14 protein-coding genes are annotated in these 9,692 nt (G+C 70.8%); 7 read left to right on the forward strand and 7 right to left on the reverse strand.

What is annotated here, in order from left to right:
* The first annotated feature begins 8 nt into the window (after positions 1 to 8).
* Positions 9 to 518 (forward strand): MarR family winged helix-turn-helix transcriptional regulator, encoded by a 510-nt coding sequence (locus Aco04nite_RS33270; RefSeq protein WP_213001194.1) that lies wholly within the window; start codon positions 9 to 11, stop codon positions 516 to 518.
* Here Aco04nite_RS33270 and Aco04nite_RS33275 read toward each other — a convergent pair.
* Positions 512 to 1,126 carry an NAD(P)-dependent oxidoreductase gene (locus Aco04nite_RS33275; RefSeq protein WP_213001195.1) on the reverse strand — a complete coding sequence of 205 codons (615 nt, stop codon included), beginning with the start codon at positions 1,124 to 1,126 and terminating at the stop codon, positions 512 to 514. The two genes, Aco04nite_RS33270 and Aco04nite_RS33275, sit on opposite strands and share 7 nt — an antisense overlap.
* Before the next feature lie 68 nt (positions 1,127 to 1,194).
* Here Aco04nite_RS33275 and Aco04nite_RS33280 point away from each other — a divergent pair, with 68 nt between their 5' ends.
* A complete protein-coding gene (locus tag Aco04nite_RS33280; RefSeq protein WP_213001196.1) occupies positions 1,195 to 1,782 on the forward strand; it encodes a TetR/AcrR family transcriptional regulator in 588 nt (195 codons plus the stop codon).
* Here the strand turns inward: Aco04nite_RS33280 and Aco04nite_RS33285 are convergent.
* Entirely contained in the window at positions 1,762 to 2,901 is a 1,140-nt protein-coding gene (locus tag Aco04nite_RS33285) for a DUF5925 domain-containing protein (protein ID WP_213001197.1), read from the reverse strand. The two genes, Aco04nite_RS33280 and Aco04nite_RS33285, sit on opposite strands and share 21 nt — an antisense overlap.
* 89 nt (positions 2,902 to 2,990) lie before the next feature.
* On the opposite strand from Aco04nite_RS33285, the gene Aco04nite_RS33290 reads away from it, so the two are divergent.
* Positions 2,991 to 3,416: a GNAT family N-acetyltransferase gene (locus Aco04nite_RS33290; RefSeq protein WP_213001198.1), complete on the forward strand. Its 426-nt coding sequence runs from the start codon at positions 2,991 to 2,993 to the stop codon at positions 3,414 to 3,416.
* Between the two features lie 7 nt (positions 3,417 to 3,423).
* Here Aco04nite_RS33290 and Aco04nite_RS33295 read toward each other — a convergent pair whose 3' ends face one another.
* A complete protein-coding gene (locus tag Aco04nite_RS33295) occupies positions 3,424 to 4,167 on the reverse strand; it encodes an SDR family NAD(P)-dependent oxidoreductase (RefSeq protein WP_213001199.1) in 744 nt (247 codons plus the stop codon).
* Between the two features lie 85 nt (positions 4,168 to 4,252).
* Here Aco04nite_RS33295 and Aco04nite_RS33300 point away from each other — a divergent pair, with 85 nt between their 5' ends.
* Positions 4,253 to 5,095 (forward strand): helix-turn-helix transcriptional regulator, encoded by an 843-nt coding sequence (locus tag Aco04nite_RS33300; RefSeq protein WP_213001200.1) that lies wholly within the window; start codon positions 4,253 to 4,255, stop codon positions 5,093 to 5,095.
* Here Aco04nite_RS33300 and Aco04nite_RS33305 read toward each other — a convergent pair.
* The 3 genes from Aco04nite_RS33305 to Aco04nite_RS33315 are packed head-to-tail and all read right to left on the reverse strand — an operon-like array spanning position 5,080 to position 6,951.
* Positions 5,080 to 5,556 (reverse strand): macro domain-containing protein, encoded by a 477-nt coding sequence (locus Aco04nite_RS33305; RefSeq protein WP_213001201.1) that lies wholly within the window; start codon positions 5,554 to 5,556, stop codon positions 5,080 to 5,082. The genes Aco04nite_RS33300 and Aco04nite_RS33305 overlap by 16 nt on opposite strands.
* A 31-nt stretch (positions 5,557 to 5,587) precedes the next feature.
* On the reverse strand, positions 5,588 to 6,028 hold the full coding sequence (locus tag Aco04nite_RS33310; RefSeq protein WP_213001202.1) for a nitroreductase family deazaflavin-dependent oxidoreductase: 441 nt from the start codon (positions 6,026 to 6,028) through the stop codon (positions 5,588 to 5,590).
* Positions 6,029 to 6,039: 11 nt separating this feature from the next.
* On the reverse strand, positions 6,040 to 6,951 hold the full coding sequence (locus tag Aco04nite_RS33315) for a GIY-YIG nuclease family protein (RefSeq protein ID WP_213001203.1): 912 nt from the start codon (positions 6,949 to 6,951) through the stop codon (positions 6,040 to 6,042).
* Positions 6,952 to 6,982: 31 nt separating this feature from the next.
* Between Aco04nite_RS33315 and Aco04nite_RS33320 the strand changes: the two genes are divergently transcribed.
* Genes Aco04nite_RS33320 through Aco04nite_RS33330 form a run of 3 tightly spaced genes read left to right on the forward strand, consistent with a single transcriptional unit; the run spans position 6,983 to position 8,765 of the window.
* Positions 6,983 to 7,783: an alpha/beta fold hydrolase gene (locus tag Aco04nite_RS33320; RefSeq protein ID WP_213001204.1), complete on the forward strand. Its 801-nt coding sequence runs from the start codon at positions 6,983 to 6,985 to the stop codon at positions 7,781 to 7,783.
* A complete protein-coding gene (locus Aco04nite_RS33325; protein WP_213001205.1) occupies positions 7,780 to 8,442 on the forward strand; it encodes a 4'-phosphopantetheinyl transferase family protein in 663 nt (220 codons plus the stop codon). Before Aco04nite_RS33320 ends, Aco04nite_RS33325 begins: the two co-directional genes overlap by 4 nt.
* Complete coding sequence (locus tag Aco04nite_RS33330) at positions 8,439 to 8,765, forward strand: nuclear transport factor 2 family protein (protein WP_213001206.1); 327 nt, start codon at positions 8,439 to 8,441, stop codon at positions 8,763 to 8,765. The genes Aco04nite_RS33325 and Aco04nite_RS33330 overlap by 4 nt, the downstream gene beginning before the upstream one ends.
* A 427-nt stretch (positions 8,766 to 9,192) precedes the next feature.
* On the opposite strand, the gene Aco04nite_RS33335 is transcribed toward Aco04nite_RS33330, so the two are convergent.
* On the reverse strand, positions 9,193 to 9,692 hold a 500-nt coding region (locus Aco04nite_RS33335), incomplete at its 5' end, for an Mth938-like domain-containing protein (protein WP_244876468.1).

Raw genomic sequence — 9,692 nt, forward strand, 5'->3', positions numbered from 1 at the left:
ATGGGGGCATGGCTCGCGATGAGATCGACGATCACGTGCACCGCTGGTCTCGCCTCTGGGAGGGCAATCCCGAGGTAGCGCCGGAGATCGAGGGTGCCCTGGTCCGGATGAAGTACATCCAGCGCCGGTCCCAGCGCGGTGACGTCGCGGCGTTCACCGATCCCGACTTCACGCGGGAGGACTACCTGACGCTGCACGCGCTGATGGTCCAGCCGGCGCCGGTCCAGGCGACCCCGGCGCAGCTCGCCGAGGCTGCCAACGTGACCCGGGCCGCGATGACGGCGCGCCTCGACCGGCTCGACCGGGCCGGGCTGATCACCCGGGAGGTCGAGCCGCTGGACCGCCGCCGGGTGATCGTGCGGCCGACGGCGGCCGGGCGTGCGAAGTGGGAGGAGCACATCTACGCGGGCATGGCCCGCGACCGGGAGCTGCTCAAAGCGCTGAGCGTCGACGAGCTCAAGCAGCTCAACGCCATGCTCCGCAAGGTGATGCTGTCGTTCGAACAGGAGAATCAGTAGCCGACTGCCATCGCGTGCCCGATCGTCGCCGGGTTCTGCGCTGCTTGCAGGAGTGCTCGGGCCAGGTCGGCCCGGGAGATGGTGCCACCACCCCGGACGGTGCGGTCGAGCTCGGTCCGATACCGCTTGTGGCCCCCGTTCGTCAGGCGCGGCGGCCGCAGGATCGTCCAGTCCAGGCCGCTGTCGGCGACCAGCGCGTCGGTGACCGCGAAGTCCTCGAACGACGCCCGCAGGAAGCGCCGCAGAATCGGCTTGAAGAGCCTGATCGCGGGGCCGTCGTTCGCATCGGTGACGTGCCCGGACGCGGTGACGACCAGCAGGCGGCGGACGCCGGTCGCGCGCATGGCGGTGATGATGGCCGCCGCGCCCGGCGCGCAGATCGGGGTGTCGGCGCCGGGGCGATGGCCCAGCGCCGAGATCACGGCATCGCGACCCTTCACCGCTGACTCGATGGCGACGGGATCGGTCGGGTCGGCGCGGACGACCTCCGTGGCGGTGATGTCGCCACCCGCGCGCACCACGGCGGTGACCTCGTGGCCGGCGGCCAGGGCTTGCTCGACGACGCGGCGGCCCGTGCCGCCGGTGGCTCCGAAAACGGTGATGCGCATGGACGCTCCCTGGTTAGTGAACACTCACTATCTCGCCAGGATGGTGAGTGTTCACTAACCTGTCAAGGGTGAGCACCCGGGACGTCATCCTCGACGCGGCCGCCGCCGTCATCCGTGACCGCGGCCTGGCCAACGCCACCACCAGGCAGATCGCGACCACGGCGGGGTTCTCCGAGGCGACCCTCTACAAGCATTTCGCCGACAAGGTCGACCTGATGCTGGCCGTGCTCCGCGAGCGCAACAGCGGCTTCACCGAGCTGGGGCAGGCCCTCGAGGACACCACCGGCGACCTCGAGGAGCGGCTCGTCGCGGTGGCCGGCGCGGCGATCGCCTTCTTCTCGGTGAACTTCCCGATGCTCGCGTCGATCTTCTCCGACCGGGCGATCCTGCACGGGCACAAGGAGGGGCTGCACAAACACGGCGGCGGCCCGCACCTGGTCAACGAGGCGGTCATCGGATACCTGCGCCGCGAGGCCTCCGCCGGGCGGATCGCCGCGGATGCCGACGTCTACGCCGCGGCTGCGCTGCTTGTCGGAGCGTGCATGCAGCACGCCTTCCTCGGCCTGATGGACTGGTCCGACCGGCGTGACGACGAAGCGGCCGCCCGGTCGTTCGCCCGGACCGTGATCAGGGGGTTAGAGGTACATCCCGGTTGAGGGCGGGATCGGTGGGACGGTCACGGGCTGCGCGCCGGTCCTGAGGGCGTACAGCTCGGCGAGGGTCGCGCCGTCGGGCCCGATGCCCTTGGACGTTCCCAGCCAGGCGACGGCTTCGGCGTACGACAACCGCCCCACCTCGATGCTCGCCAGGCACCGCCCCGGCCGGACCACCGCGGGGTGCAGCGACGTCAGGTCCTCGTTGGTCGTGATCGCGATCAGCGCGTTGCGGCCCTGCCCGAGCAGCCCGTCGGTGAGATTGAGCAGCCGCGACAACGACTGGCCGGCGCTCGCCTTCGCCTCCCCGCTGATCAGCTCGTCGCAGTCCTCGAGCATCAGCAACCGCCAGCGCGGCTCGTCGTCGTCGCCGCTGCCCAGCGCCACGCTCATCAGATAGGCCGGATCGCTGAACAGTCGCTCGGGATCGAGCACGCAGTCGACCTGGCACCACGAGCGCCACTGCTGGGCGAGGGCGCGCAGCGCGGTGGTCTTGCCCGTGCCCGGCTCACCGTGCAGCAGCAGGAGCCGCCCGTTGACCACCGTGCCGTCGAGGGTCATCAAGCGGTCCAGGGTGCGCCCGACCGCTCCCGAGTAGTTGTCCCGGATCTTCTCCCAGGGCGCCGCGTCGATCTCCCGCTGCGCCCGTCGCGGCCCGTGCGGTCCGAAATGCCAGAATCCGATGGGTACGCTGTCCGCGGCCGGTTCGACCTCCTCAACCGCATCCACGACCGCCGAGGCCAGCACCGACTCGGCCAGCTCGGAGCTCACCGCGGTCACCGTGACCCGCGCCCGGCGGCTCTGCTTCCACCGGGTCACGTGCAGCGTCCAGCCCTCGCCGATCGACAACCGCCCGTGGCTGTCCTCCTCGAGCGCGTCCCGCACCACGCGGGCGTCCTCGGTGGTCAGCGCGGCATCGGCCCGCACGTTCTCGAGGTACGACGTGCGCCCGTACGGCTCGCGCCCGGTGACGAACGCATCGAGCGCGAGCAGGTCGACCACATCCACCAGCCGGTCGCCGTCGTCGATGGAACCGGTCAGCGGCAGGGAGAGGGGCGCACCCCGGCCCGGACTGTCAATCGGCGGAGCGAGCCGGTCGAGGGGCTGATGGGGGGCGCGCATCACCTCATGATCCGCTCAGTTGCCGGACGCGGCACCCCGTTTTTCACCTAGTTGGTTCTAACGGGACCGTCGTCCGTAGCCTCGGCAGCGTGAAGATCGCCCCGGAACCCACCCTCGGCCAGCAGGAAGCTGTCGACCTGTACCTCGCTGTCGGCTGGCACGCCTATCTCAAGGATCCCGGCAAGCTGGTCCGCGGCCTCGCCGGCTCGCATCTGCTGCTGACCGCGCGCGACGCCGACGGGACGCTGCTCGGCCTGGCCCGCACGATCTCCGACGGCGAAACCGTGTGCTACCTGCAGGATCTGCTCGTGCATCCCGCGGCCCAGCGCCGCGGCGTCGGCCGGGCCCTGGTCGAGGAGCTGAAGACGCGCTACGCCCACTGCCGCTTCTTCGTGCTCTCGACGGACCACGCGAGCACGCCGGGCGCCGCGGCGGCGCACCCGTTCTACCGCTCGCTGGGCTTCATCCCCCACGAGGAGCAGGAGATGGCGGCGTTCGCCCTTCCCATCGTGTGATCGCGGGCTACCAGACGAGCCGGGTCGCGGTCAGGCCGCCGTCGACGTCCAGCGTGGCCCCGTTGATCCCGGATGCCGCGTCGGAGACGACGAAGGCCACCATCGCCGCGACCTGCTCCGGCTTGACCGGTACGCCCGCCGGCGTGGCTTTGGCCTGCGCGTCGACCGCGTCCTGGGCGTACTCGTTGCCCGGTGTCAGCGTGATGCCGGGCGCAACGGTGTTGACGCGGACGCCGCGCGGCCCGTACTCGGCTGCCCAGGTGCGGGTGTACTGCTCGATCGCCGCCTTCGACGCCGTGTAGCCCGCCCCGAACGGCACGCCCACCCGGGACATCCACGACCCGATGTTGACGATGGAGCCGTGGCCGCGCTCGGCCATGGCCGGTGCCAGTTCGGCGACCAATACGTGCGGGGCGCGGACGTTGATGGCCAGCATCCGGTCGAGCTCGGCGTCGGGCAGGTCGGCGGTCGCCGTGACGGGGTAGACGCCGGCATTGTTGACCAGGATGTCGACCCGGCCGCCCAGGGCATCGCGGGCGGCAGCGGCGAAGGAACGCAGGCCGGCGTACGTTCCGCCCAGGTCCGCGGGGACGAAGATGCCGCCGATCTCCCCGGCCAGGGCATCCCCGCGGGTCCTGTCGCGGCCGGTGACGACGACGGTGACCCCGGCGGCGGCCAGAGCGCGGGCGGTGGCCGCGCCGATGCCACTCGTGGAACCGGTGACGATGGCGGTCTGCGGTGTGGTTGTCATGCATCCAGCCTGCGGCCGGCAACGGTTTTCCGACTGGGCACGGCAGTGCCACCCAGGCCCCGGGATCACGTGCTACCCATGGTGGATGGCAGTCAGGCGCAGCGAGTTGGGCGAGTTCCTGCGAGCCCGGCGGGACCGCATCAGTCCCGCCCAGGCCGGGATGGAGGCGTTCCCTGGCCCGCGCCGTGTGCCCGGGCTGCGCCGCGACGAGCTGGCCTATCTGGCCGGGGTCAGCACGGACTACCTGAGCCGGCTCGAGCAGGGCCGCCAGCAGAACGTCTCCGACGCGGTGCTGAACTCGTTGTCCCGGGCACTGCGCCTGACCGGCGTCGAGCAGGACCACCTGCGCCGCCTGGCCGCGCCCTCGAGAGCGTCCCGGGGCAGCGCGGACCTTCCGCAGCGAGCCGACCCGGGGATGCTCCGGCTGATGACCGCGCTGGACCATCTGCCCGCCCTGATGCTGGGCCACCGCGGCGACATCCTGGCCAGCAACCACCTGCTGCACGCCGTGCTGGGCCGATCGTTCGAGCCGGGCGACTCGTTCACATGGTTCATGTTCACCGACCCGCTGGCCCGCGAACGGCTCGTCAACTGGGCCGCTTTCGCCTCCGCCACGGTGGCAGGGCTACGCCGGGAGGCCGGTGAGCGTCCCCACGACGCCCGATTACGACGGATGATCACGAAATTGCGCGAGACCGACGGCCAGTTCGATGACTGGTGGCAGGACCAGCGGATCCTCGCCTACGCATCGGTGGTCAAGCGCATCGCCCACCCCGTCGCCGGACCTCTGAGCTTCGCGGTCGAATCGGTCGTGCCCCCGCACGACCCCGAGCAGCGCCTGATCGTCTACACGACCGAGCCTGACTCCCCGACAGCCAAAGCGCTGCCCCTGCTGGCTTCCTACGGCGTTGCTCAGTCGAAGTCATAAACCGTCACCGCGACGTCCCGCGCGCACAGCGACTCGACGACGAGCGGCTCGATCCGCTCCCACTTGCCGCCCGCCAGCCCGCAGCCGATCCGGGGCATGTGCACGCTCGCCCCCAGCCGCAGCGCCTCGTCGCCGAGAGTCAGCAGACCCTTGGCGACCGCGTCGTAGCGGATCGGTGGCCCGGCGCTGCCCCGTCTCGTGCCGTGCTGCCCGATCAGGTTGGCGACCCAGGTATCCGGCCGCACCGCGACGAGCCGTAGCGCACCGAGCCCGAAGTCGTTGCCCGCCCGTTCCCGGTGCCAGCGGCGGTAGTCGGCCTCCGGCTCCGGCCACCGCTTCGACAGGGCGAGCACAAAACCCTTGCCCCACCCGCCCATGTCGTTGCAGCAGTGCGCGATTACCTTGGGCCCGCTCGCCTGAGGGCTGGTCGCATCCCCTTTGATCACCTTCAACGCCTTCACGGGGAAAGCATCCCAGCGGGGTACGACAGTTTCAGCCCTCGATGCGCGTCAGAACGAAAACCGGGATGATGCGGTCGGTCTTGGTCTGATATTCCTCGTACGGCGGGTACGCCGCCACGGCACGCTCCCACCACACAGCGCGCTCGTCGCCGCTCAGTTCGCGGGCCTCGTAGTCGTGCTTCTCCGCGCCGTCCTGAAGCTCGACGTGGGGGTTCTTGGCCAGGTTCCAATACCAGACGGGGTGCTTCGGGGCGCCGCCGAGCGAGGCGACCACCGCGTACTCGCCGTTGTGCTCGACGCGCATCAGCGGGGTCTTGCGGAGTTTGCCGCTGCGGGCGCCCACCGAGGTGAGCAGGATGATCGGCATGCCCCGCAGGTCGCCTGCCTGCGCGCCGTTGGAGGACTCGAACTTCTCCGCCTGCTCGCGGGCCCAGTCCGAGGTGCTTGCTTCGTACTCGCCGGTCAACGGCATGGTGGTGCTCCCTAACTGTCGGCTCTGTCCAGCAAAGCAGCCAGGGCCGCATTCCGCTCGGCGAATTCCTGCCAACCCGCGGGGCCCTCGGCGGCGGGGCGGGTGGTGTGACGCTGCGTCCAGGTGCGGACCCGGCCCGCACGGACGGTGAACGAGACCAGGACGCCGTCCGCCCAGCCGCGCACGGCGAAGTCACCGGCCTCGTCGCTCGTCACCCGCTGCGGGGCGGTCACCCAGTCCAGGGCGCGGAGCTCCTCGGTGATCCGGCCGGCCAGCTCGAACGCCAGCGAATCGGCAGCTCGGGTGCGTACTGACAGCAGTGTCTCCTGGGCGGCAGCGACCGCGACCGGATCGCGCAGCAGGACCGACGCGACGGCCCGGGTCAGATCCTCCCGGTCGGCAGTGGTCACTCCGCGCGTTGCCGCCAGGTCACGCTCGGCACCGGTCAGGCCAATCCTTGTGTACGCGAGAGGGTGCACCCGATGCAGCGCGCTCACCGTCAGCCGGGTCCGCACCCCGCCCAGATAGGGCCCGAACCGCGTAACCCCCGCGACCTGCGGTTCCGGGACGTGCACGAGGCGCAACCCGGCTGTGGCAGCGCGCGCGTCGAGCATGAGGTACGCCGGGACCTCCTGCCCGCCGCGGGTCCTGTTCCACCGCGGCTTCGACTCCTCCAGCAGGTTCCGCTCGAGCCACGCCGCCTCGTGAACTGAGTCACAGCTGACCGCCTCGATCCGGGTGATCCGCGGCACCATCCGGCGCAGGTGCCGCCGATCCCGCAGCTCCCCCCAATACGAGGCCACACGTGATCGCAGCTCAGTGGCGCGGCCCATGTAGAGCACCCGCCCGGTCTCGTCGCGGAACCGGTAGACACCGGGCGCGGCGGGCAGAGCGGAGATCGTACGGCGAATCTGCGGACCCATCGCGACAGTATCCGCCCGGTAGGGTTCCGGCATGCCTTCGATCTCGGTCGGCGACGTCACGCTGACCTATGAGGAGTCCGGCCGGGGCGCGCCCGTTCTGCTCCTGGCGGGCACCGGCGCGAGCGGGCGCAGCTGGTGGCTGCACCAGGTCCCCGCGCTGGTCGCGGCCGGTCACCGGGTGATCACCCCGGACAACCGCGGCACGGGCGGCAGCGGCCCGGCCGGGCCCGGGCTCACGATCGCCGACCTGGTCACCGACACGGCAAACCTGATCACCCAGCTGGTCGGTGGTCCCTGCCACGTCGTCGGCACCAGCATGGGCGCCTACATAACCCAGGAGCTTCTGCTCGTACGCCCGGAGCTGGTGAACCGAGCCGTCCTGATGGCCTCCCGCGCCCGCCCCGACCCGGTCTCCACCGCCCTCGCCGCCGCCGACCGCGCCCTGGCCGACTCGGGCATCGAGCTCCCACCCGAATACGACGCCGTCACCCGCGCCCTGCAGAACCTGTCACCGGCCACCCTCGCCGACCCCGAATCAGCCCAGGACTGGCTCGACATCCTGGAGCTGTCCCCCGCCGCCCCCGCCGACCACCGAGCCCAGCTCGACGTGACGCTGACCACCGACCGCCGCTCCGCGTACGCAAGGATCACCACACCCACCCTGGTCCTCTCCTTCGCCGACGACCTGATCGCACCCCCGGCCCACGGCCGCGACCTCGCCGCCGCGATCCCCGGCGCGGCCTTCACCACCATCCCGGCGACGGGCCACTACGGCTACCTCGAACAACCGGACGAGGTCAACAAAGCGATGCTGGAGTTCCTGACCGCATGATCGAGCGCCTGCTGCCCCCCACGATCCAGTCGCGGCACTCCCTCGAGGACAAGCCCGAATCCACCCTCCTCCCCGGCGAGGAGGACCTCATCGCCAACGCCGTCCCCAAACGCCGCGCGGAATTCACCACGGCCCGCTGGTGCGCCCGCGAGGCCATGGGAAAGCTCGGAGTCGCCCCGGCCCCGATCCTGCGCGGCGAACGCGGAGCCCCCATCTGGCCCACCGGCATCGTCGGCAGCATGACCCACTGCCTCGGCTTCCGAGCGGCAGCGGTCGCCCTCTCCACCGACATCGCCGGCGTCGGCATCGACGCCGAGGTGCACGACAAACTCCCCGAGGGCGTCCTCGACCTGGTCTCCCTGCCATCCGAACGGACCCACCTCGCCCAGCTGTCCGCCGGGTGGCCGGACGTGTGGTGGGAACGGCTGCTGTTCAGCGCCAAGGAATCCGTCTACAAGGTCTGGTTCCCGCAGACGGGGGAGTGGCTCGGCTTCGAGGAGGCCGCCCTCACCTTTTCCCCCGAGTCCGGCACCTTCACCGCCGCCCTGCTCCGGAACGGCCCGTTCAAAACGCTGCACGGAAAATTCCTGGTCGAGGACGGCTTCGTCCTCACCGCCATCGTCCTGGAACACGCCCCCGGCCAGGCGGACCGGCCATGAGCGTGACCCTCCCACCCCCGATCCAGACCTTCTTCGCCGCCACCAACACCGAGGACCGTGCCGCCTTCCTGTCAGCCTTCACCCCGGACGGCACCATCGACGACTGGGGCCGCGACTTCCACGGCCACGACGCCCTCGGCCACTGGAACGACACCGAAAACATCGGCACCCACACCCGCTTCGAGGTCACCGCCATCACCTCCCCAACCCCGAACACCCACGTCGTCACGGCAATGGTCACCGGCGGCGGCTTCAACGGCCCCAGCCATTTCACCTTCACCCTGGCGGGCAGCCAAATCACCCGCATGACCATCACCGCCTGATCACCCGCATGACCATCACCGCCTGATCACCCGCATGACCATCACCGCCTGATCGCCCGGCCTGATCGCCCGGCCTGACAGCCCGGCCTTACAGCCCGGCCTGATTGCCCGGCCTCACCGCCCGATCGCCAGGCCTGACAGCCCCATCGCCAGGCCGTCTGCCCTAAGCGGCCCGCTCTCGTTTGCTGGCCGGCTCCCGCCTCCCAGCGCGGCTTTTGCCTGCCCAGCCGCGCTTTTCGGCCTGGCCGCCTGCCGGCCACCTGCCCGCCTGGCCGCCTGCCGGTCCGGCCGCTCGGCCGTAGTCCTGCCGGTCCGGCCGCTCGGCCGTACTCCTGCCGGCCCGCCGCCCGGCTGACTCGGCCCAGCCCGCTCCCGTTTTATGGCCCGGTCCCGCCTGCCAGCCCGGCGTTTGCCGGCAGGGCCGCGGTCAGCAGGTCGAGTGGAACAGTGCGCCGACGGCCCGGTGCTCACTCAGTTCGTTGTAGATCCGCACGGCTTCCCGAGTCTCGGCCACGTGCACCTCGATGCCTTTCCCCGCAAGGAAATCCAGCGCCGTCTGATCAACCTGAAGCACGAGATCCATCCCGCGCGACAGCACAATCACGTCGGCCCCCCGCTCCAGCAACTCGACCACATCAACAGGCCGAACCCCGGGCCGATGCCGCATCCCCGTCTCCCGCCAGTCCCAGGCCCGCCCACCCCCGGGATAGACGATCACATCCTTGAACTCCCCCACCCCCGCAACAACAATCCGCCCCCACCCAACCTCCGCCACCCGAGGCGACCGCCCCACCCCGCCGGCCCGCTGCGCACCCTCAACCCGCGCAGCGGAAAGGTCGGCCGATTCGCCGCCACCCGCCAGCGCCCCCACAATCTCAAAACCCGATGTCATACCGTCCATAGTGGCCCGCCCGCTCCCGCCCCGCC

The sequence above is a fragment of the Winogradskya consettensis genome (assembly GCF_018332715.1).
GTDB classification, from domain to species: Bacteria; Actinomycetota; Actinomycetes; order Mycobacteriales; family Micromonosporaceae; genus Actinoplanes; species Actinoplanes consettensis.